Below are 22,956 nucleotides of genomic sequence, written 5' to 3'. Positions count from 1 at the left end.
CTAATGCTTTTCTTTTATCAGGTTGCGGCCATCCTTCGGCCGCAGCAGCATAAACATCAGCGCTGAAACTGCCGTAATCACGCCCATGGTGATAAAGGTGTAGTGGAACTGATCGATCGTCGAATCCACCATGCTCTGGTAGGAGCGAAGCACCGCGGCGCTGATGGCGACGCCTAAGCTGATTGATAGCTGCTGTGTCACCGCCAGCAGGCTGTTGCCGCCGCTGGCGTTGTCATCCGTGAGGTCGGCAAGCGTGATGGTGTTCATTGAGGTGAACTGCGTCGACATGGCCATCCCCAGCACGAACAGCGGCAGGATCAGTAGCCATACCGGCATGGATGGCGACTGCAGCGAGAACTGCGCAATCATCAGGCCGATGAATAATGTCACCCTTACCAGCGTTTTCCGATAGCCTAAACGGCGTAGCACCTGAGTGACCGTCGATTTTGCAATAATTGAGCCGATGGCCGTTGGCGCCATCATGCAGCCGGCAATCAGCGCTGGGTAGCCAAACCCGACTTGCAGCATCAGCGGCATCAGGAACGGTACGCAGCCGGTCCCCAGGCGGGTGGCCAGGTTACCGGCGATGCCGACAGAAAAGGTGCGCGTTTTAAACAGGCCCAGCGAGATGAGCGGCGTCGGGTGACGACGCGCGTGGCGGATATAGGCCAGCAGCAGAATCAAGCTGAACAACACGACCATCAACGCAACCCACCCCGACACAATCTGCTCGCCTAGCAGTTCCATGCCGATAGAGAACAGTACCAGGCTCAGCCCAAACAGCAGGAATCCGGCCAGATCGAAACGCCGCCGTGGCGTGGTGAAGTTCGGCATATATTTACGGGCGTACAGCATGCCGACGACGCCGATCGGAATGTTAATCAGGAATATCCAGTGCCAACTGGCCCAGGTGACGAACACGCCGCCAAGCACTGGGCCGAGAATTGGCCCAATTAACCCAGGCATCGTGACAAAGTTGAGCACCGGCAGCAGTTCGCTACGCGGGTAGGCGCGCAGGAGAGCCAGACGGGCAACGGGCATCATCATCGCGCCACCGATGCCCTGGATTACGCGGAAAACAACCAGTTCACCGAGCGAGGAGGAAAGCGCGCAGGCGAGTGAACCGAGCGTGAACAGGCTAACCGCAAGCATAAAGATACGTCGGGTACCAAAACGATCGGCCAGCCAGCCGCTCACCGGGATAAGCATGGCCACGGTAAGGGTATAGCTGATGATTGCCGACTGCATCGCCAGCGGTGAACGGTTGAGGCTATGCGCAATGGCGGGAAGCGCCGTATTCAGAATGGTGGCGTCCAGCGCCTGCATAAAGAAGGCCATCGCGGCTATCCACGGTAGCCCGGCCATACTCCGCGCTTTCTTTTCAGTCATGCATTGTCCTTTATACTGCGGCCAGGATGTGTGGCGCGTTTAATAACGCCTGGCAGGCCTGAAATGCGCCTGGACCATCGCCTTCCTGGATGGCATCCACGATGGCCTGGTGACTGGCCAGTTCAATCACTTCATCTTCAGTAATTGACGTGAAATAGATGTGGTACACGGAATGGAAGAGCCTGGCGAAGGACGTCAGGAACGGATTCGCGCTCATTTCATAGATATGTTCGTGCCAGGTGGTGTCGATATCGATCCATCGCTCACGGTCGAAGGATTTTTCCAGCGTTGCCATTTCCGCCATTAAGGTGTTCAGCTGCGCTTTCTGTTCGGCGGTGCCGAGCGTGGCGGCCAGCATACACGCCTGTGGTTCCAGGCTGCGGCGCAGTACCAGGAAGTGCTTCATGACGGCCTGGAAGTTATCGGTGGTTAGCCACCAGGAGATCAGCTCGGTATCAAGGAAGTTCCAGTGCGCCTGAGGCATTACGCGTGTGCCGATGCGCGGGCGCGGAAGCAGCATACCTTTTGCCGAGAGCGTTTTTACCGCCTCACGGACGGCGGTGCGGCTTACGCCGAATATCTCACCCAGCTCCATTTCACCGGGGAGGATGCTTTCCGGTGGATATTCACCGGTTAATATCTTCTGGGCTATTTTTTCCGCCAGGACCCAGGAGATGTTTTTTTGGGCTGCAAGTTGCTGTGCGCTAAGAGACATAAAGGCCATTCCTATTATTTATCTTTCTTTAGTATGCCATTTGACGTACTGGATCGGTGTTAAAAACAGCAGTCTGGGCTTTTTACGCTGTATTGATACACAATTTGGTGAAAAAAAAAGCGAGCGATAAATTATTTTGAATTTACGCTTGTCAGCCAGAATAAACTCCCTATAATGCGCCTCCACTGACACGGAACAACGGATTACAAGCCGCCGGGTCAGCGAGGTTCTCCTGAGAATCTCGGCAGAGAAAAGCGAAATTAAACGCTTGACTCTGAAAGAGGAAAGCGTAGTATACGCCACCTCAGCGACAGGCGCTAAAGCGCGTCGCAACTGCTCTTTAACAATTTATCAGACAATCTGTGTGGGCACTCGAAGATACGGATTCTTAACGTCGCAAGACGAAAAATGAATACCAAGTCTCTGAGTGAACACGTAATTCATTACGAAGTTTAATTCACGAGCATCAAACTTAAATTGAAGAGTTTGATCATGGCTCAGATTGAACGCTGGCGGCAGGCCTAACACATGCAAGTCGAACGGTAGCACAGAGAGCTTGCTCTTGGGTGACGAGTGGCGGACGGGTGAGTAATGTCTGGGAAACTGCCCGATGGAGGGGGATAACTACTGGAAACGGTAGCTAATACCGCATAACGTCGCAAGACCAAAGTGGGGGCCCTTCGGGCCTCACACCATCGGATGTGCCCAGATGGGATTAGCTAGTAGGTGGGGTAACGGCTCACCTAGGCGACGATCCCTAGCTGGTCTGAGAGGATGACCAGCCACACTGGAACTGAGACACGGTCCAGACTCCTACGGGAGGCAGCAGTGGGGAATATTGCACAATGGGCGCAAGCCTGATGCAGCCATGCCGCGTGTATGAAGAAGGCCTTCGGGTTGTAAAGTACTTTCAGCGAGGAGGAAGGCATTAAGGTTAATAACCTTAGTGATTGACGTTACTCGCAGAAGAAGCACCGGCTAACTCCGTGCCAGCAGCCGCGGTAATACGGAGGGTGCAAGCGTTAATCGGAATTACTGGGCGTAAAGCGCACGCAGGCGGTTTGTTAAGTCAGATGTGAAATCCCCGGGCTCAACCTGGGAACTGCATTTGAAACTGGCAAGCTTGAGTCTCGTAGAGGGGGGTAGAATTCCAGGTGTAGCGGTGAAATGCGTAGAGATCTGGAGGAATACCGGTGGCGAAGGCGGCCCCCTGGACGAAGACTGACGCTCAGGTGCGAAAGCGTGGGGAGCAAACAGGATTAGATACCCTGGTAGTCCACGCCGTAAACGATGTCTATTTGGAGGTTGTTCCCTTGAGGAGTGGCTTCCGGAGCTAACGCGTTAAATAGACCGCCTGGGGAGTACGGCCGCAAGGTTAAAACTCAAATGAATTGACGGGGGCCCGCACAAGCGGTGGAGCATGTGGTTTAATTCGATGCAACGCGAAGAACCTTACCTACTCTTGACATCCAGAGAACTTAGCAGAGATGCTTTGGTGCCTTCGGGAACTCTGAGACAGGTGCTGCATGGCTGTCGTCAGCTCGTGTTGTGAAATGTTGGGTTAAGTCCCGCAACGAGCGCAACCCTTATCCTTTGTTGCCAGCGGTTCGGCCGGGAACTCAAAGGAGACTGCCAGTGATAAACTGGAGGAAGGTGGGGATGACGTCAAGTCATCATGGCCCTTACGAGTAGGGCTACACACGTGCTACAATGGCATATACAAAGAGAAGCGACCTCGCGAGAGCAAGCGGACCTCATAAAGTATGTCGTAGTCCGGATTGGAGTCTGCAACTCGACTCCATGAAGTCGGAATCGCTAGTAATCGTAGATCAGAATGCTACGGTGAATACGTTCCCGGGCCTTGTACACACCGCCCGTCACACCATGGGAGTGGGTTGCAAAAGAAGTAGGTAGCTTAACCTTCGGGAGGGCGCTTACCACTTTGTGATTCATGACTGGGGTGAAGTCGTAACAAGGTAACCGTAGGGGAACCTGCGGTTGGATCACCTCCTTACCTTAAAGAAACGTTCTTTGAAGTGCTCACACAAATTGTCTGGTAAATGATGAACTTCTGAATGTACTTTCGAGTGCATTAAGAAGTTTTGCTCTTTAAAAATCTGGATCAAGCTGAAAATTGAAACGACACACTGTGTCTGTTCTCCGTAATAAGAACAGATAAGCGGTGTGTTCGAGTCTCTCAAATTTTCGCAGCACGATGGTGTTTTACGAAACATCTTCGGGTTGTGAGGTTAAGCGACTAAGCGTACACGGTGGATGCCCTGGCAGTCAGAGGCGATGAAGGACGTGCTAATCTGCGATAAGCGTCGGTAAGGTGATATGAACCGTTATAACCGGCGATTTCCGAATGGGGAAACCCAGTGTGATTCGTCACACTATCATTACGTGAATACATAGCGTAATGAAGCGAACCGGGGGAACTGAAACATCTAAGTACCCCGAGGAAAAGAAATCAACCGAGATTCCCCCAGTAGCGGCGAGCGAACGGGGAACAGCCCAGAGTCTGAATCAGCTTGTGTGTTAGTGGAACGGTCTGGAAAGTCCGACGGTACAGGGTGATAGTCCCGTACACCAAAATGCACAGGTTGTGAACTCGAAGAGTAGGGCGGGACACGTGGTATCCTGTCTGAATATGGGGGGACCATCCTCCAAGGCTAAATACTCCTGACTGACCGATAGTGAACCAGTACCGTGAGGGAAAGGCGAAAAGAACCCCGGCGAGGGGAGTGAAAAAGAACCTGAAACCGTGTACGTACAAGCAGTGGGAGCCTCTTTATGGGGTGACTGCGTACCTTTTGTATAATGGGTCAGCGACTTATATTCTGTAGCAAGGTTAACCGTATAGGGGAGCCGAAGGGAAACCGAGTCTTAACTGGGCGTTAAGTTGCAGGGTATAGACCCGAAACCCGGTGATCTAGCCATGGGCAGGTTGAAGGTTGGGTAACACTAACTGGAGGACCGAACCGACTAATGTTGAAAAATTAGCGGATGACTTGTGGCTGGGGGTGAAAGGCCAATCAAACCGGGAGATAGCTGGTTCTCCCCGAAAGCTATTTAGGTAGCGCCTCGTGAACTCATCTTCGGGGGTAGAGCACTGTTTCGGCTAGGGGGTCATCCCGACTTACCAACCCGATGCAAACTGCGAATACCGAAGAATGTTATCACGGGAGACACACGGCGGGTGCTAACGTCCGTCGTGAAGAGGGAAACAACCCAGACCGCCAGCTAAGGTCCCAAAGTCACAGTTAAGTGGGAAACGATGTGGGAAGGCTCAGACAGCCAGGATGTTGGCTTAGAAGCAGCCATCATTTAAAGAAAGCGTAATAGCTCACTGGTCGAGTCGGCCTGCGCGGAAGATGTAACGGGGCTAAACTGTGCACCGAAGCTGCGGCAGCGACACTATGTGTTGTTGGGTAGGGGAGCGTTCTGTAAGCCGTTGAAGGTGTCCTGTGAGGGGTGCTGGAGGTATCAGAAGTGCGAATGCTGACATAAGTAACGATAATGCGGGTGAAAAACCCGCACGCCGGAAGACCAAGGGTTCCTGTCCAACGTTAATCGGGGCAGGGTGAGTCGACCCCTAAGGCGAGGCCGAAAGGCGTAGTCGATGGGAAACAGGTTAATATTCCTGTACTTGGTGTTACTGCGAAGGGGGGACGGAGAAGGCTATGTTAGCCGGGCGACGGTTGTCCCGGTTTAAGCATGTAGGCGGAGAGTTTAGGTAAATCCGGACTCTTTTTAACGCTGAGGTGTGATGACGAGGCACTACGGTGCTGAAGTAACAAATGCCCTGCTTCCAGGAAAAGCCTCTAAGCATCAGGTAACATCAAATCGTACCCCAAACCGACACAGGTGGTCAGGTAGAGAATACCAAGGCGCTTGAGAGAACTCGGGTGAAGGAACTAGGCAAAATGGTGCCGTAACTTCGGGAGAAGGCACGCTGATATGTAGGTGAAGTGGTTTACCCATGGAGCTGAAATCAGTCGAAGATACCAGCTGGCTGCAACTGTTTATTAAAAACACAGCACTGTGCAAACACGAAAGTGGACGTATACGGTGTGACGCCTGCCCGGTGCCGGAAGGTTAATTGATGGGGTTAGCGGCAACGCGAAGCTCTTGATCGAAGCCCCGGTAAACGGCGGCCGTAACTATAACGGTCCTAAGGTAGCGAAATTCCTTGTCGGGTAAGTTCCGACCTGCACGAATGGCGTAATGATGGCCAGGCTGTCTCCACCCGAGACTCAGTGAAATTGAACTCGCTGTGAAGATGCAGTGTACCCGCGGCAAGACGGAAAGACCCCGTGAACCTTTACTATAGCTTGACACTGAACACTGGTCCTTGATGTGTAGGATAGGTGGGAGGCTTTGAAGCGCGGACGCCAGTTCGTGTGGAGCCAACCTTGAAATACCACCCTTTAATGGCTGGTGTTCTAACGTAGACCCGTAATCCGGGTTGCGGACAGTGTCTGGTGGGTAGTTTGACTGGGGCGGTCTCCTCCTAAAGAGTAACGGAGGAGCACGAAGGTTAGCTAATCCTGGTCGGACATCAGGAGGTTAGTGCAAAGGCATAAGCTAGCTTGACTGCGAGAGTGACGGCTCGAGCAGGTGCGAAAGCAGGTCTTAGTGATCCGGTGGTTCTGAATGGAAGGGCCATCGCTCAACGGATAAAAGGTACTCCGGGGATAACAGGCTGATACCGCCCAAGAGTTCATATCGACGGCGGTGTTTGGCACCTCGATGTCGGCTCATCACATCCTGGGGCTGAAGTAGGTCCCAAGGGTATGGCTGTTCGCCATTTAAAGTGGTACGCGAGCTGGGTTTAGAACGTCGTGAGACAGTTCGGTCCCTATCTGCCGTGGGCGCTGGAGAATTGAGGGGGGCTGCTCCTAGTACGAGAGGACCGGAGTGGACGCATCACTGGTGTTCGGGTTGTCATGCCAATGGCATTGCCCGGTAGCTAAATGCGGAAGAGATAAGTGCTGAAAGCATCTAAGCACGAAACTTGCCCCGAGATGAGTTCTCCCTGACTCCTTGAGAGTCCTGAAGGAACGTTGAAGACGACGACGTTGATAGGTCGGGTGTGTAAGTGTAGCGATACATTGAGCTAACCGATACTAATGAACCGTGAGGCTTAACCTTACAACGCCGAAGATGTTTTGGCGAAATTGAGACGATTTTCAGCATTGATTACAGATTACATCAGAACGCAGAAGCGGTCTGATAACAGAATTTGCCTGGCGGCCGTAGCGCGGTGGTCCCACCTGACCCCATGCCGAACTCAGAAGTGAAACGCCGTAGCGCCGATGGTAGTGTGGGGTCTCCCCATGCGAGAGTAGGGAACTGCCAGGCATCAATTAAGTGAAGAAGCCCATCCTGACGGATGGGCTTTTTTGCGTCTGTATTTCCGGATAATCATGCTGCAGGCGCTGATAAGCGCAGCGCCCTCAGGCACACCTGGCGCACATCGCCGGATGGCGGCGTGAACGCCTTATCCGGCCTACGATTTTGCTTCCAGCCACGCCACAATAAACGCGACTATTTCCGGCACATTATTCAAATTCAGTACCGGCACACCAACGTTCAGCGGAATATCGCTGGCCACTGCAATCGTATGTTCATCGATCGTCAACTCGCTTACTGCATGTCCAGCATCCTGGCGAAACAGTAAAATCTTAGCGACGGCTTCGTGCTTAAACCCCTCCACCAGCACCAGATCCAGCGTTGATGCGTCCATCCTGCTGACCAGAAAAGCCAGGTCCAGCTCCGTTTCTTCAGGGGTTTCGGTCATTAGCGCCCAGCGTTGCCTGCTCGCAACCAACGTCTGTGCAGCACCTGCCTTACGGAGCTCATAACTATCCTTACCGGGTTTATCAACATCCATATTGTGATGGGTATGCTTAATAAGACCTGGACGAATACCGCGTAGACAAAGCTCCGGTATGAGCTTTTTCAACAGCGTTGTTTTTCCCGTACCGCTCCATGCGGCAATTGCTAACAATGGGATCATGTTCTTTCCTGATGGGTCTGCAGATCTTCCAGCGTATTAATATTGCGGAATGCGGCTTTCATGTCGCTAAAATCGACGGAATGCCCGCCAACCTGGCGCATAAACACCATTACGCGACGTTCTCCGCGGGCAAGATAATCCTCAATCAACGGGGCCAGGCTGCGATGAGCCAGCGCCACGGCAGGGTGATCGCGATCGCCATCATGAACCCAAACTACGGGGGCATGGTGACGCTGTGTGACCAGCCGTTCGACGAGCCGAGCAGGAATAAAGGGCGTATCACAGGGGCAAAATAAAAACCATTCAGCGGAAGTTTGCTGCATAGCCGATAACAGCCCAGCCAGTGGACCCGGGAAGTCTGATAGCGTATCAGTTATGACGGTCAAACCGCTCTGATGATAGATATCCAGATTACGATTCGCACTGATGATCATGTTGTTCACCTGTGGGCGCAGACAATCAGCCACATGTTGCCACAGTGGCTTCCCGTTAAGCAGCATTAAGCCTTTATCCTGCCCGCCCATTCTGGAGGCCTTACCCCCTGCCAGCACCACGCCGGTTATCTGGCTCTCTGCATTCACCAATATCGCCTCTTTTATTGTGGGGATTACCCTGCTAACGTGTCTCTATCAAGCGTAAGGAGCACGACCATGAAATGTAAACGTCTGAATGAAGTTATTGAACTCCTCCAGCCGGCCTGGCAGAAAGAGCCAGAGCTGAATTTACTGCAATTTTTGCAGAAACTGGCGAAGGAGTCAGGCTATGACGGCGAATTGGCCGATTTAACGGATGATATTCTGATCTACCATCTGAAAATGCGCGACTCGGCGAAAGATGCGGTCATTCCGGGTATTCAGAAAGATTACGAAGAAGACTTTAAAACGGCGCTGCTGCGCGCGCGCGGCGTGATTAAAGAGTAAAAGGTTGTAAGCAGAGCCGCTGAAATCCGCATGAAATGATATCCTGAACCATTCGTATCGTTATCGGATGCCAGGATGAACGACAAGGCTTTCACTTTCCAGACCCTCCACCCGGATACCATTATCGATGCCCTTTTTGAACAGGGCATCCGGGTGGACTCTGGTCTCACCCCACTTAACAGCTACGAGAATCGGGTTTATCAGTTCCAGGACGAAGACCGCCGCCGGATGGTGGTCAAGTTTTATCGCCCGGAACGCTGGTCGGCCGCGCAGATTCTTGAAGAGCACCAGTTTGCGCTGGAGCTGGCTCAGGATGAGGTGCCCGTTGCAGCCCCGCTCATCTTTAATGACCAAACCTTACTGACCCACGAAGGCTTCTACTTTGCCGTTTTCCCAAGCCTGGGAGGGCGTCAGTTTGAGTCAGATAATCTGGATCAAATGGAATGGGTGGGGCGTTACCTCGGGCGTCTGCATCAAACCGGGCGCAAATCCCGCTTTACCGCTCGTCCGTCGATTGGCGTGAAAGAGTACCTGATTGAGCCGCGCGCGGTGTTTGAGCAGTCGGCGTTGATCCCTGCTGGTTTAAAAGACCGTTTCCTGAAGGCTACCGACGATCTTATTGATGCCGTTATGGGCCTCTGGCACGGCCGGTTCGATGCGCTGCGCCTGCACGGTGATTGCCATGCCGGAAATATCCTCTGGCGCGATGGCCCGCTGTTTGTCGATCTCGACGATGCGCGCAACGGCCCGGCGGTACAGGATTTATGGATGCTGCTTAACGGCTCCCTTGCCGAGAGACGTATGCAGCTAGAGACAATTGTTGAGGCTTATGAAGAGTTCAGCCGCTTTAATTCAGACGAATTGCCGCTGATCGAGCCTTTACGTGCAATGCGGTTGGTTTATTATCTTGCCTGGATAATCAGGCGGTGGGATGACCCTGCATTTCCGAAAAATTTTCCCTGGTTAACCGGGGAAGATTTCTGGCATCGGCAGATCGCTACTTTTGTGGAGCAGGTGAAAGTCCTCCAGGAACCGCCGCTTCAGTTAACGCCAATGTATTAATTCAACACAGTCAGGAGAGAGTGAGTTATGAAAAAGGTTTGGCTTGCGCTGGCAGGTATGATTCTGGCATTCAGCGCATCCGCTGCACAGATTACCGACGGCAAACAGTATATTACGATCGATAAGCCGGTTGCAGGCGAGCCGCAGGTGCTGGAGTTCTTCTCCTTCTACTGCCCGCATTGCTATCAGTTTGAAGAGGTTCTGCACGTTTCTGACAACGTGAAGAAAAAGCTGCCGGAAGGCACCAAAATGACCAAATACCACGTTGAGTTCCTGGGCCCGCTGGGCAAAGACCTGACGCAGGCGTGGGCAGTGGCGATGGCACTGGGCGTTGAAGATCAGATCACCGCGCCAATGTTTGAAGCCGTGCAGAAAAACCAGACCGTGCAGACCGTGGCGGATATCCGCAAAGTGTTCACCGATGCGGGCGTGAAGGGCGAAGATTATGACGCCGCCTGGAACAGCTTCGTGGTGAAATCGCTGGTCGCACAGCAGGAAAAAGCCGCGTCCGACCTGCAGCTGCAGGGCGTGCCGGCGATGTTTGTTAACGGTAAATATCAGCTGAACCCGCAGGGCATGGACACCAGCAATATGGATGTCTTTGTGGCGCAGTACGCGGATACCGTGAAACAGCTGGTTGAGAAGAAGTAAAAATAAAAACGCCGGTCAGTGACCGGCGTTTTTATATTCTGCTTTGATTGTTTTTATCTGCTGGTCTTTCTCTTCCCATATGCCGTTCAGCCAAAGCTGGAAGCGACGTTTAAAGTTCTTATCCCCAACGTAGTCACCGTGCAGTTCTGAATCGATAGGGCGCAGATTAACGCGCACCACGATACGCGTCAGCCTGCCGCTCAACATATCGTAAAACGGCGTCTTGTCGTTTTCCGGATAGCACAGCGTGACATCCAGCATCTTATCAAACTGCGACCCCAACACGTTCAAGGCCATCGCAATCCCTGCGGCCTTCGGCGGCAGCAAATGCTGATACGGTGAGCGCGTCTGACGGCGTTTCTCCGGTGTGAAGCGTGAACCTTCAACAAAGTTAACGATAGTCGTCGGGTGCGCGCGGAATTTCTCACATGAACGACGGGTTGTTTCCACGTCTTTACCGCGACGCTCGGGGTGGCGAATCAGGTAGCTGCGCGAGTAGCGGCGCATAAACGGCATATCCAGCGCCCAACATGCCAGGCCCATAAACGGCACCCAGGCCAGCTGCTGTTTGAGAAAGTATTTGTTCATTGGGATGTGCTTACGGAAGAGCACGCACAGGACAACGATATCGGCCCAGCTATGATGATTGCAGATCAGCAGATACCAGTTTTTCTTGCTGAGCGATTCAAGCCCCTGAATATCCCACTTTAGCCAGGGGTTGAGATGCAGAAGCGCGGCTAACCCTTCACACCAGCAGTACATCATGAAATTGCAGAACACCGAGACCGAGCGCCAGATAACCGGGATGGGTAAAATGAGTTTTATGAGCCCGGCGATAATAATCGGCACGGAGCATAAAATCGTCACTAAAATGGTGAGTGCGATACTGATGGGTAGCGTTATCGCCGCGAGCAATCTCGACATAGTGTTTCTATTCAGATAGTTAGTTGTTTAACGTGCACGCATAAAAGGGCACAAGGGGCTGATTTTATCAGAAAACGCACCAAATGACGGGTCTTACTGAAACAGAAAAATCACCGGCATCTCTATCCACACAGTGTGAATTATCACCAGATCGCACTCTTAGTCTGCGATCTTTTCATAATACATTGAAAATTAATAATTAATTTTTATTTAACCGACGGTTATATATCATTTGTTATCAGTAAAATAAAACTATTCACAAAGTTATCCACAATTTTATTTGCGTGCGATCGTGAAGATCTCTAAATCTTTTCGCGTTATTTTGGCGAAAAATTCATGTTTTCATGCCGTCTGTGGCATCCTTTACCCATAATCTGATAAACAGGCACGGAAATTATGGTTCAGATCCCAGAAAACCCCCTTATCCTCGTTGATGGATCCTCTTATCTCTACCGGGCATACCACGCGTTCCCACCGCTGACTAACCGGGCGGGCGAGCCGACAGGCGCTATGTACGGGGTGCTGAACATGCTGCGCAGCTTGATCCTGCAATACCAGCCGACGCATGCCGCGGTGGTGTTTGATGCGAAGGGGAAAACCTTCCGTGATGAACTGTTTGAGGACTACAAATCCCACCGGCCGCCGATGCCGGACGATCTGCGCGCGCAGATTGAACCGCTGCATACCATGGTGAAAGCGATGGGTCTGCCGCTGCTGGCCGTTTCCGGCGTGGAAGCGGACGACGTCATCGGTACGCTGGCGCGCGAAGCTGAAAAAGCAGGCCGTCCGGTGCTTATCAGCACCGGTGATAAAGATATGGCGCAGCTCGTCACGCCGGGTATTACGCTTATCAACACCATGACCAACACGATCCTTGGCCCAGACGAAGTGGTTACCAAATACGGTGTGCCGCCGGAGCTGATTATCGACTTCCTCGCGCTGATGGGCGACTCCTCGGATAACATCCCTGGCGTACCTGGCGTGGGTGAGAAAACCGCGCAGGCGCTGCTACAAGGGCTTGGTGGCCTGGACACGCTGTACGGTGAACCGGAAAAAATTGCCGGGCTTACTTTCCGCGGCGCAAAAACGATGGCGGCGAAGCTCGAGCAAAATAAAGATCTGGCTTATCTCTCTTACAAACTGGCGACCATTAAAACTGACGTTGAGCTGGAGCTTGGCTGTGAACAGCTGACCGTTGCGCAGCCGGCGGCGGATGAGCTGCTGGCGCTGTTTAAGAAATACGAGTTTAAACGCTGGATCACCGACGTTGAGTCCGGCACCTGGATGCAGGCTAAAGGCGCTAAACCGGCAGCGAAACCCGCAGGTAAAGCGGTCGCTGCGGACGTTGAGGTTGAGGTTGAGGTTGAAGAAACGGCGGCAACGCTCTCGGCGGAGAATTACGTCACTATCCTCGATGAAGCGACGCTGGTGAGCTGGATTGAAAAGCTGAAGAAAGCGCCGCTGTTTGCTTTTGATACGGAAACCGACAGCCTCGACAATATTTCCGCCAATATGGTGGGCCTGTCGTTCGCCATCGAGCCAGGGGTAGCGGCTTATGTGCCTGTGGCCCATGACTATCTGGATGCGCCAGAGCAAATCTCGCGGGAGCGAGTACTTGAGCTGCTCAAGCCGCTGCTGGAAGATGACTCGCTGCTGAAGGTGGGGCAAAACCTGAAGTACGACCGCGGTATTCTGGCCAATTACGGCATTGAACTGCGCGGTATTGCTTATGACACGATGCTGGAATCTTACACGCTGAATAGCGTCGCCGGGCGTCACGATATGGACAGCCTCTCCGACCGCTGGCTGAAGCACAAGACGATCACCTTTGAAGAGATTGCCGGCAAAGGTAAGAACCAGCTCACCTTCAACCAGATTGCGCTGGAAGAAGCCGGGCGCTATGCGGCGGAAGATGCTGACGTAACGTTACAGCTACACCTGAAGATGTGGCCGAAGCTGCAAAAGAACGAAGGCCCGCTGCGTATCTTTAACGAAATTGAAATGCCGCTGGTGCCGGTTCTCTCCCGCATCGAGCGTAACGGCGTGAAGATCGATCCCGCCGTGCTGCACGCGCATTCGCAGGAGATTGCCAAACGTCTGGTTGAGCTGGAGCAGAAAGCCTACGAGATTGCTGGCGAAGAGTTTAATCTCTCCTCACCGAAACAGCTGCAAACTATTTTGTTTGAAAAACAAGGCATTAAGCCACTGAAAAAAACGCCGGGCGGCGCGCCGTCCACGTCGGAAGAGGCGCTGGAAGAGCTGGCGCTGGACTACCCGCTGCCGAAGGTGATCCTTGAATACCGCGGGCTAGCGAAGCTGAAATCAACCTATACCGATAAGCTGCCGCTGATGATCAACCCGAAAACCGGCCGCGTGCACACCTCTTATCACCAGGCGGTTACCGCTACCGGGCGCTTGTCATCAACCGATCCGAACCTGCAAAACATTCCGGTACGTAACGACGAAGGGCGCCGTATTCGCCAGGCGTTTATTGCGCCGGAAGATTACGTCATTGTCTCCGCCGACTACTCGCAGATTGAGCTGCGTATTATGGCGCACCTTTCGCGCGACGCAGGCCTGCTGAAGGCCTTTGCCGAAGGGAAAGACATTCACCGCGCCACCGCAGCAGAAGTCTTCGGCCTGCCGCTGGAGAGCGTGACCGGCGAACAGCGCCGTAGCGCCAAGGCGATCAACTTTGGTCTGATCTATGGTATGAGTGCCTTTGGCCTTGCTCGCCAGCTGAACATTCCGCGTAAAGAAGCGCAGAAGTATATGGATCTCTACTTCGAACGTTATCCTGGCGTGCTGGACTATATGGAGCGTACGCGTGCGCAGGCGAAAGAGCAGGGCTATGTCGCTACGCTTGATGGCCGTCGTCTTTACTTGCCGGATATTCAAGCCAGCAATGCCGCACGTCGTGCTGGTGCAGAGCGCGCGGCGATAAATGCCCCAATGCAGGGGACCGCTGCGGATATCATTAAGCGGGCGATGATTGCCGTTGACGGCTGGCTGGAAGCTGAGAAACCGCGCGTGCGAATGATTATGCAGGTGCACGATGAACTGGTCTTTGAAGTGCATAAAGACGATGTTGAGGCGGTGTCGAAGAAGGTGCATGAGCTCATGGAAAACAGCACCACGCTGGACGTACCGTTGCTGGTGGAAGTGGGCAGCGGTGAAAACTGGGATCAAGCTCATTAAGTGTTCAATGAATAACGGCGCTTTATGTAAGTAAGCAACATAACTTATCTAATTTTGTGATGAACATTAGAATTTGTTATGTAACAACTGAAAAAAAACTACAAAAAGTGCTTTCTGTCGGCCGTAAAAAAGAGTAGAGTTAATCGCGTAGGGTACAGAGGTAAGATGTTCTATCTTTCAGACCTTTTACTTCACGTAATCGGATTTGGCTGAATATTTTAGCCGCCCCAGTCAGTAATGACTGGGGCGTTTTTTATTGGGCGAAAGAAATGTTTTGCCACAGTTGGCCTGGCGTGAAAAAGACGGGTAGGGACGAAAGAGAATGTGCCCGGAACAGGGCGCTAGGCGCCGCAATCCGGGACATAGAGCGGGTTACTCTGCGGCTGCTTCCGTTTCTTCCTGCGGAGGAATGTCGTTAAACCAGCTGTCCAGTTTCTGACGCAGTTTATCCACGCCCTGCTTTTTCAGTGAAGAAAATGCTTCGACCTGCACATCGCCGTTAAAGGCAATTGCCGCCTCGCGCACCAGATTCAGCTGCGCTTTACGCGCGCCGCTGGCCAGCTTGTCTGCCTTGGTTAACAGCACCAGAACCGGGATTTCGCTGGCGACGGCCCACTCGATCATCTGCTGGTCGAGGTCCTTCAGCGGATGGCGGATATCCATCAGCACCACTAATCCTTTCAGGCACAGACGTTTTTCCAGGTATTCACCCAGCGCACGCTGCCACTTGATTTTCATCTCTTCCGGTACCTGAGCGTAGCCATAACCCGGCAGGTCGACAAGGCGTTTGCCGTCGGCGACTTCAAACAGGTTAATCAGCTGCGTACGACCCGGCGTCTTTGAGGTGCGGGCCAGGCTTTTCTGGTTGGTCAGCGTATTCAGGGCGCTGGATTTCCCCGCGTTGGAGCGTCCGGCGAAGGCCACTTCGATTCCGGTATCGGAAGGCAAGTGGCGGATATCTGGCGCGCTGGTGACAAAGTGCGTCAGTTGATAGTTCCAGTTAGTCAAAACGGTCGTCTCCGTTAAATCAGGCAATGGGGGCGATTATACCCGATCGGCAAAAAAAGGCTGGATTTCCTCCACTCCCCTCAACTGTAAGCCAATGCCCTTACGTTTGTAAGACATTTGCTCTATTCGCTATGGGACATTGAGGAGAAAATATTGCTTATATTATGTTCAAATTATTTAAAATCATAATATTACATGCGAGCAATAATCTCATTTGTAAGACTTTCACTCATTTGTTGCTTGTTAGTTTAACTCAACGCGGTAAAGTAGCACCCATCGGCAAGGGTGCCAGAAGGATTTAGACTCAGGATGAGGGGTCAGGAACGCCAGGAGGCGAAGACCTACGGAATCTGTCAGGATGACCAACGTCTGGAGACGTTACGCAAGGAAAGGGAACAATAACAGGGACTGTTATAGAGCTAACGGATAAACAGGGTGCGTTGAAAGCAAACACGGAATGTAGAACCCGTAATGGGTTGTGAGTCAGGAAAAAAGGCGACAGATTACTCTGTCGCCTTTTTTCTTTGTTTGCTTTCTGCTAGATTCCGCCTCAATTCTATACTGAATAAAACGGCTTAAAAGATCAGACATCATGAAAAAACCAACCTCTGCGCCGCGCAGTAAAGCGCCAGGCAAACAGCGTCGCAAAACGCGTGAAGAGCTGAACCAGGAAGCTCGCGACCGTAAACGTGACAAAAAGCACCGTGGCCATGCGCCGGGCAGCCGCGCCAGCGGCAGTGACGGTGCATCGGGCTCCAATAAACAGAAGCAGCAAAAAGATCCTCGTATTGGTAGTAAAAAACCGATCGCACTGGGCGTCACCGACGCGCCGGTCGTTAAGCAGCACAAACCGAAGAGCGAGAAACCTATGCTTTCACCGCAGGCTGAGCTGGATATGCTGGAGACCGATGAGCGCCTGGACGCGCTGCTGGAACGTCTGGAAGAAGGCGAAACCCTGACTGCTGAAGAGCAAACCTGGGTTGACGCGAAGCTGGACCGCATTGATGAACTGATGCAGCAACTCGGCCTCTCTTATGATGATGACGAAGAAGAAGAAGAGGAAGAGGAAGAGAAAGAAGACATGATGCGTCTGCTGCGAGGCGGAAAGTAACGTTTGCACCCGATTGGCCTGCCCGTCCTGCTTATAACCCTTTTGGTTATATGTTATCTGGGGTGGTTATTCGTTAAACTACGACGGTTGTCGCGGCGTCAAAACTGGCTGCGCAACCGGCTAACGCTGCGTCATGCGGCCAGGCCGGCAAGCCGTCGTCGTTCTCGACACCATCGCAAGGAGTGAGCATGTCTGTGCAGTTAATCGACTGGGATCTGGCCCTGATCCAGAAATATAACTATTCCGGGCCACGCTATACCTCGTACCCGACGGCGCTGGAATTCTCAGACGCCTTTGGCGAAGCGGAGTTTCAGGACGCCGTTGCGCGTTACCCAGAGCGGCCGCTGTCGCTGTACGTACATATCCCGTTCTGCCATAAGCTCTGCTACTTCTGCGGCTGTAATAAAATCGTCACCCGCCAGCAGCATAAAGCTGACCAGTATCTCGACGTTCTGGAGCAGGAGATTCGCCAGCGTGCGCCGCTGTTTACCGGCCGCCACGTCAGCCAGCTGCACTGGGGCGGCGGCACGCCAACCTATCTGAATAAGGCGCAAATCAGCCGCCTGATGACGTTACTGCGCGCGCATTTTCACTTTGATGCTGACGCCGAGATCTCCATTGAAGTCGACCCGCGAGAAATTGAACTCGATGTGATTGACCATCTGCGTGCTGAAGGTTTTAACCGCCTGAGCATGGGCGTCCAGGACTTCAATAAAGAGGTACAGCGGCTAGTGAATCGCGAGCAAGATGAAGATTTCATCTTTGCGCTGCTCAATCACGCCCGTGATATCGGCTTTACCTCGACCAACATTGACCTGATTTACGGCCTGCCGAAGCAGACGCCGGAGAGCTTTGCCTTTACCCTCAAGCGCGTGGCTGAGCTGAACCCGGATCGGCTGAGCGTGTTTAACTACGCGCATCTGCCGACGCTGTTTGCCGCCCAACGCAAGATTAAAGATGCCGATCTGCCGTCGGCGCAGCAGAAGCTGGATATCCTGCAAGAGACCATCGCCTCGCTGACGCAGGCAGGCTATCAGTTCATTGGCATGGATCACTTTGCGCGCCCGGACAACGAGCTGGCCGTGGCACAGCGGGAAGGCGTACTGCACCGCAACTTCCAGGGCTATACCACCCAGGGCGATACCGACCTGCTGGGCATGGGTGTTTCTGCCATCAGCATGATTGGCGACTGCTACGCGCAGAACCAGAAAGAGCTGAAGCTGTATTATCAGCAGGTGGCTGAGCAGGGGAATGCCCTGTGGCGCGGTATTGCTTTAACCCGCGATGATTGTATCCGTCGTGACGTGATTAAGGCACTAATCTGCAATTTCAGCCTTGATTTCGCGGCAGTAGAAACACGATGGGATCTGAATTTCGGCGACTACTTCGCCGAGGATCTGGCGCTGCTGGCTCCGCTGGCGAAAGATGGGCTGGTGGATATCGATGAAAAGGGCATTCAGGTAACCGCTAAAGGCCGGCTGTTGATTCGCAACATCTGCATGTGCTTTGACGCTTATCTGCGCCAGAAGGCGCGTATGCAGCAGTTCTCGCGGGTGATTTAGTGTTGATATCGCCCGGTGGCGCTACGCTTACCGGGCCTACAGGCCGGATAAGCGCTAGCGCCATCCGGCTTAGCTGAACAGCCCTACCAGCGCCGCGCACAGCACGGCGGCCATCGCCGTTTGCGGTGAGTGGCTGGCCGCACCGCTCGATACCAGATTAATCAATGACTCAAGCATTTTCGTCCCCCCGTGGATTGCCGGGCAGCATAATACTTAACTCATCGGAACAGTAAAGTATAAAATTGCAGCAACTTGCGCCAATCGCACAATATTTACACTTCACCCTGTTCTTACTCCATTCCGAGCTCTTTCAGCTTACGCGTCAGGGTATTACGCCCCCAGCCGAGCAGGCGTGCGGCTTCCTGTTTATGCCCCTGCGTATGGCGTAACGCGGTGGTCAGCAACGTGCGTTCCATTTCAGGCTGAGCTTCTGAAAGCAGGTTTTGATGACCGGAGCGCAGCGCGCGATCGGCCCACTGCGCCAGCAGCGTCGCCCAGCTATCCGGCAACGAGGAGGCGTTAGTGCTGTCGGGCAGGCTCGCTTCAAACAGCTCGCCCGGCAGATCCTGAATCAGCACCTCTTGCCCGGCGGCCATCACCGTCAGCCAGCGGCAGGTGTTTTCCAACTGGCGTACGTTGCCAGGCCAGGCCAGACGCGTTAAGGCCGCTTCGGTTTCCGGATGCAGCAGTTTAGCTTCCACGCCCAGCTCACGGGCGGCGACCTGCAGGAAATGGTGCGCCAGGCGCGGAATATCTTCCCGACGCTCGCGCAGCGGCGGCAGATGGACGCGAATAACGTTCAGACGGTGGAACAAATCCTCGCGGAACTTGCCTTCCTGCACGCGTTGCTCAAGGTTCTGGTGGGTGGCGGCAATAATACGCACGTCGACCTTCACCGGGGCGTAGCCGCCGACGCGATAGAACTGGCCGTCTGCCAGCACGCGCAGCAGACGGGTCTGGACGTCCATTGGCATATCGCCAATTTCATCGAGAAACAGCGTGCCGCCGTCGGCCTGCTCAAAGCGGCCCTGGCGCACGGTATTGGCGCCGGTGAAGGCCCCTTTTTCGTGACCAAAGAGCTCGGACTCTATCAGATCTTTTGGAATGGCCGCCATGTTCAGCGCGATAAATGGTGCCTTAACGCGGGGGCTATGGCGGTGCAGGGCATGAGCGACCAGCTCTTTACCGGTACCCGATTCGCCGTTAATCAACACGCTGATGGAAGAGCGTGAAAGGCGACCAATGATGCGGAATACGTCCTGCATCGCCGGGGCTTCGCCGATGATATCGGTGGTCGGGCCGTCAACCTGAACGTTGCGTGGCTGCTGCTGTTCCTGATAGTGGCTGATGGCGCGTTCAACCAGCGCCACCGCCTCATCAATATCGAACGGTTTTGGCAGGTAGTCGAAGGCACCTTGCTGATAGGCGCTGACGGCGGCGTCCAGATCGGAGTGTGCCGTCATTATGATGACCGGAAGCATCGGATGGCGCTGCTTGATTTGCGTCAACAGCGCCAGGCCGTCCATGCCGGGCATACGAATATCGGACATCAGTACGTCGGGGGTTTTGCTGGCCAGCGCGTCCAGCACCTCTTTCCCGCCTTCAAATGTCGTGCAGGTTAGCCCTGCGCCGGTGAGCGCGCGTTCAAGCACCCAACGGATGGAGCTATCGTCATCAACAACCCAGACTATCCCTCGTTGCATAAACACACCTTATTTTTTAATTGGCAGGAAAACCGAAAACTCGGTATGGCCTGGCCAACTGGTAAATTCAATTTTGCCGGAGTGCTGGTCGATCAGGCTGCGCGCGATCGACAGACCCAGCCCGGTGCCACCTTCGCGCCCGCTGACCATCGGATAAAACAGCGTATCCTGCAAATGTGATGGAATGCCGGGGCCGTTATCTTCGACATCAATGCGGGCGGCCAGGCGGTAGCGAACGCCGTGCAGCGTTAACTGAAAAGCAGTACGGGTGCGCAGGACAATTTCGCCGCCTTCTGGCCCCAATGCCTGAAGGGCATTACGCACGATATTAAGCAAAACTTGCTCAATCTGGTCGGGATCGTGCGGTAATTCCGGCAAGCTTGGATCGTAGTCGCGCACCAGCTTGACGTTTTCCGGCAGCTCCATCGACACCAGCTTCACTACCCGTTCGGCCACTTTATGAATGCTCTCGGTCACATGCGTACCGGGATGCTGGGGGCCAAGCAGGCGATCGACCAGATTACGCAGGCGGTCGGCCTGTTCGATAATCACGTTGGTGTATTCGGTGAGCGCTGGGTCGGGTAGCGCTTTGCTGAGCAGCTGCGCTGCGCCGCGCAGGCCGCCAAGCGGGTTTTTAATCTCGTGTGCCAGCCCGCGGACCAGATCGCGTGCGGCAATCTGCTGGGCGTGCTGGAGCTGTTCCTGGCTCAGGCGACGCTGATTATCCATGGGTGCCATCTCCAGCAAAATAAAGCCGTCAGGCAGCCGCTGGGCGGTGAGCGAAAGAATGTGCGAACGACCGTCGATGACCAGCGTCACTTCGTTATCGGTGAACCCCTGGCCGGTTTGCAGGCTCTCCTGCATTAAACCGACGTTAAGCGAGAAATAGCTCAACAGTTCGGGAAGCGGAGTACCGAAAAGTTTACGCGCGCTCTGCGCCAGCAGCTGCTGCGCCGCCGGATTGGCGTAGTGAACGGCGAGGTCGTCATCGACCAACAAAATGCTGTTGATTAACGAGTTAAGGATCTGCCCAGCATCGGGCAGTGCGCCTGTTGCCATTTAGCAGTCTCCTGAAAAGGCTTGCACTGTTTTAGTGCAGTATAGCTTTTTACGGATAAAAAGCGCGGAAGATCAGGTTGTTGGTGGAGAAAAAAGCCCATCCTGAGATGGGCTGAAAGTTTCCACGGCAACTCAATTCCAGATTGTCGCGCCAGCGCCCATCGGCAATGACGCGACCTCATCCAGACAGTACAACTCAAAACGTCTTAGACGCTGTAGTACAGTTCGAACTCAACCGGGTGCGGAGTCATGCGTACGCGGTCGTTTTCTTCCGTGCGCAGCGTGATGTAAGCGTCGATAGCTTCATCAGTGAATACGCCGCCAGCCGTCAGGAACTCGCGATCTGCGTCCAGTGCCTGCAGCGCTTCTTCCAGAGAGCCTGCAACCTGTGGGATCTCTTTCGCTTCTTCCGGCGGCAGGTCGTACAGGTTTTTATCCATGGCTTCGCCCGGATGGATTTTGTTCTTGATACCGTCAAGGCCAGCCATCAGCAGCGCGGCGAAGCACAGGTACGGGTTAGCCGCCGGGTCCGGGAAGCGCACTTCGATACGACGCGCTTTCGGAGATGCAACCACCGGAATACGGATGGAAGCAGAACGGTTACGCGCAGAGTAAGCCAGCATAACCGGCGCTTCGTAACCCGGGACCAGACGCTTGTAGGAGTTGGTGGTCGGGTTCGCTAGGGCGTTGATCGCTTTCGCGTGTTTGATGACGCCGCCGATGTAGTACAGCGCCTGCTCAGACAGACCCGCATATTTGTCACCGGAGAACAGGTTTACGCCGTTCTTGGACAGGGACATGTGGCAGTGCATGCCGGAACCGTTATCGCCAAACATTGGTTTTGGCATAAAGGTCGCGGTTTTACCGAAACGGTGCGCAACGTTGTGCACAACGTATTTGTAGATCTGAATTTCGTCCGCTTTCTTGGTCATGGTGTTGAAGCGGGTCGCGATTTCGTTCTGGCCAGCGGTTGCCACTTCGTGGTGATGCGCTTCAACCACCAGGCCCATCTCTTCCATGATCAGACACATGGTAGAACGGATGTCCTGTGAGGAATCAACCGGAGGAACCGGGAAGTAACCGCCTTTCACGCCAGGACGGTGACCTTTGTTACCGCCTTCGTATTTGGTGGAGGAGTTCCATGCGCCTTCGATATCGTCGATAGCCACGTGGGAACCGGAGATAGATGCGCCGAAGCGGATGTCATCAAACAGGAAGAATTCTGGCTCTGGCCCGAACAGAACGGTGTCTGCGATGCCGGTAGCGCGCAGGTACTCTTCAGCGCGTTTCGCGATAGAGCGCGGGTCGCGGTCGTAGCCCTGCAGGGTGCCTGGTTCCAGGATGTCACAACGAATAATCAGGGTAGACTCTTCAAAGAACGGGTCGATGAGAGCGGTAGATGCGTCCGGCATCAGAACCATGTCTGATTCGTTAATGCCTTTCCAGCCGCCGATGGAGGAGCCGTCAAACATTTTGCCTTCTTCGAAGAATTCGGCATTAACCTGATGGGCAGGAATAGTGACGTGCTGTTCTTTACCTTTGGTATCGGTAAAGCGCAGATCGACAAACTTCACTTCATGCTCATTCAGCATCGTCAAAACGTGTTCAGCGGACATACTTTACATCTCCCGG

The 22,956-nt window shown here is 53.7% G+C and carries 17 protein-coding genes and 3 rRNA genes; 10 read left to right on the top strand and 10 right to left on the bottom strand.

Annotated features, from left to right (window positions below):
• Together mdtD and H7R76_RS23460 are read right to left on the bottom strand one after the other, a co-directional pair.
• The gene (gene mdtD, locus H7R76_RS23465) at nt 1-1,389 is read right to left on the bottom strand and encodes a multidrug transporter subunit MdtD (RefSeq protein WP_182966619.1); all 1,389 of its coding nucleotides are present in this window, start codon (nt 1,387-1,389) and stop codon (nt 1-3) included.
• Between the two features lie 10 nt (nt 1,390-1,399).
• Entirely contained in the window at nt 1,400-2,104 is a 705-nt protein-coding gene (locus H7R76_RS23460) for a FadR/GntR family transcriptional regulator (protein WP_106930073.1), read from the bottom strand.
• Between the two features lie 474 nt (nt 2,105-2,578).
• Between H7R76_RS23460 and H7R76_RS23455 the strand changes: the two genes are divergently transcribed.
• The 3 genes from H7R76_RS23455 to rrf all read left to right on the top strand — a co-directional run bounded on the left by H7R76_RS23455 (nt 2,579) and on the right by rrf (nt 7,468).
• Nucleotides 2,579-4,118, top strand: a 16S ribosomal RNA gene (locus H7R76_RS23455).
• A gap of 233 nt (nt 4,119-4,351) precedes the next feature.
• Nucleotides 4,352-7,258, top strand: a 23S ribosomal RNA gene (locus tag H7R76_RS23450).
• 94 nt (nt 7,259-7,352) lie between these two features.
• Nucleotides 7,353-7,468, top strand: a 5S ribosomal RNA gene (rrf, locus tag H7R76_RS23445).
• The 16S, 23S and 5S rRNA genes sit together here, the layout of an rRNA operon.
• Nucleotides 7,469-7,616: 148 nt before the next feature.
• Here the strand turns inward: rrf and mobB are convergent.
• On the bottom strand, nt 7,617-8,126 hold the full coding sequence (gene mobB, locus H7R76_RS23440) for a molybdopterin-guanine dinucleotide biosynthesis protein MobB (protein WP_106929242.1): 510 nt from the start codon (nt 8,124-8,126) through the stop codon (nt 7,617-7,619).
• Nucleotides 8,123-8,650 (bottom strand): molybdenum cofactor guanylyltransferase MobA, encoded by a 528-nt coding sequence (gene mobA / locus H7R76_RS23435; protein ID WP_374956753.1) that lies wholly within the window; start codon nt 8,648-8,650, stop codon nt 8,123-8,125. The genes mobB and mobA overlap by 4 nt, the downstream gene beginning before the upstream one ends.
• 126 nt (nt 8,651-8,776) lie before the next feature.
• Between mobA and H7R76_RS23430 the strand changes: the two genes are divergently transcribed.
• The 3 genes from H7R76_RS23430 to dsbA all read left to right on the top strand — a co-directional run bounded on the left by H7R76_RS23430 (nt 8,777) and on the right by dsbA (nt 10,759).
• Nucleotides 8,777-9,046 carry a YihD family protein gene (locus H7R76_RS23430; protein ID WP_035892297.1) on the top strand — a complete coding sequence of 90 codons (270 nt, stop codon included), beginning with the start codon at nt 8,777-8,779 and terminating at the stop codon, nt 9,044-9,046.
• 75 nt (nt 9,047-9,121) lie between these two features.
• The gene (locus H7R76_RS23425; RefSeq protein ID WP_106929246.1) at nt 9,122-10,108 is read left to right on the top strand and encodes a serine/threonine protein kinase; all 987 of its coding nucleotides are present in this window, start codon (nt 9,122-9,124) and stop codon (nt 10,106-10,108) included.
• A 27-nt stretch (nt 10,109-10,135) separates the two neighbouring features.
• On the top strand, nt 10,136-10,759 hold the full coding sequence (gene dsbA / locus H7R76_RS23420) for a thiol:disulfide interchange protein DsbA (protein WP_106929248.1): 624 nt from the start codon (nt 10,136-10,138) through the stop codon (nt 10,757-10,759).
• Nucleotides 10,760-10,774: 15 nt separating this feature from the next.
• Here dsbA and yihG read toward each other — a convergent pair whose 3' ends face one another.
• Complete coding sequence (yihG, locus tag H7R76_RS23415) at nt 10,775-11,683, bottom strand: 1-acylglycerol-3-phosphate O-acyltransferase, YihG family (protein WP_106929250.1); 909 nt, start codon at nt 11,681-11,683, stop codon at nt 10,775-10,777.
• A 396-nt stretch (nt 11,684-12,079) separates the two neighbouring features.
• Between yihG and polA the strand changes: the two genes are divergently transcribed.
• Both polA and spfP read left to right on the top strand, forming a co-directional pair.
• The gene (gene polA / locus H7R76_RS23410; RefSeq protein WP_182966617.1) at nt 12,080-14,881 is read left to right on the top strand and encodes a DNA polymerase I; all 2,802 of its coding nucleotides are present in this window, start codon (nt 12,080-12,082) and stop codon (nt 14,879-14,881) included.
• Between the two features lie 165 nt (nt 14,882-15,046).
• Nucleotides 15,047-15,094, top strand: a complete 48-nt coding sequence (gene spfP, locus H7R76_RS25315; protein ID WP_071892919.1) for a small protein SpfP — start codon at nt 15,047-15,049, stop codon at nt 15,092-15,094.
• A 159-nt stretch (nt 15,095-15,253) separates the two neighbouring features.
• Here the strand turns inward: spfP and yihA are convergent, their stop codons facing one another.
• Nucleotides 15,254-15,889, bottom strand: a complete 636-nt coding sequence (gene yihA / locus H7R76_RS23405; protein WP_106929254.1) for a ribosome biogenesis GTP-binding protein YihA/YsxC — start codon at nt 15,887-15,889, stop codon at nt 15,254-15,256.
• A 592-nt stretch (nt 15,890-16,481) separates the two neighbouring features.
• On the opposite strand from yihA, the gene yihI reads away from it, so the two are divergent.
• Together yihI and hemN are read left to right on the top strand one after the other, a co-directional pair.
• Complete coding sequence (gene yihI, locus H7R76_RS23400) at nt 16,482-17,000, top strand: Der GTPase-activating protein YihI (RefSeq protein WP_106929256.1); 519 nt, start codon at nt 16,482-16,484, stop codon at nt 16,998-17,000.
• A gap of 188 nt (nt 17,001-17,188) precedes the next feature.
• The gene (gene hemN, locus H7R76_RS23395) at nt 17,189-18,562 is read left to right on the top strand and encodes an oxygen-independent coproporphyrinogen III oxidase (RefSeq protein ID WP_106929260.1); all 1,374 of its coding nucleotides are present in this window, start codon (nt 17,189-17,191) and stop codon (nt 18,560-18,562) included.
• Between the two features lie 69 nt (nt 18,563-18,631).
• Here the strand turns inward: hemN and H7R76_RS23390 are convergent, their stop codons facing one another.
• The 4 genes from H7R76_RS23390 to glnA all read right to left on the bottom strand — a co-directional run bounded on the left by H7R76_RS23390 (nt 18,632) and on the right by glnA (nt 22,940).
• Nucleotides 18,632-18,739 (bottom strand): YshB family small membrane protein, encoded by a 108-nt coding sequence (locus H7R76_RS23390; protein WP_106929262.1) that lies wholly within the window; start codon nt 18,737-18,739, stop codon nt 18,632-18,634.
• Nucleotides 18,740-18,852: 113 nt separating this feature from the next.
• Nucleotides 18,853-20,265: a nitrogen regulation protein NR(I) gene (gene glnG, locus H7R76_RS23385; RefSeq protein WP_106929264.1), complete on the bottom strand. Its 1,413-nt coding sequence runs from the start codon at nt 20,263-20,265 to the stop codon at nt 18,853-18,855.
• A 9-nt stretch (nt 20,266-20,274) separates the two neighbouring features.
• Nucleotides 20,275-21,324 (bottom strand): nitrogen regulation protein NR(II), encoded by a 1,050-nt coding sequence (glnL, locus tag H7R76_RS23380; protein ID WP_106929266.1) that lies wholly within the window; start codon nt 21,322-21,324, stop codon nt 20,275-20,277.
• A 206-nt stretch (nt 21,325-21,530) separates the two neighbouring features.
• Nucleotides 21,531-22,940: a glutamate--ammonia ligase gene (glnA, locus tag H7R76_RS23375; RefSeq protein WP_064540489.1), complete on the bottom strand. Its 1,410-nt coding sequence runs from the start codon at nt 22,938-22,940 to the stop codon at nt 21,531-21,533.
• Between the last annotated feature and the right edge of the window lie 16 nt (nt 22,941-22,956).

Source organism: Klebsiella sp. WP8-S18-ESBL-06, assembly GCF_014169755.1.
GTDB classification, from domain to species: domain Bacteria; phylum Pseudomonadota; class Gammaproteobacteria; order Enterobacterales; family Enterobacteriaceae; genus Kluyvera; species Kluyvera ascorbata_B.
This window is presented reverse-complemented; position numbering and strand designations above follow the sequence as displayed.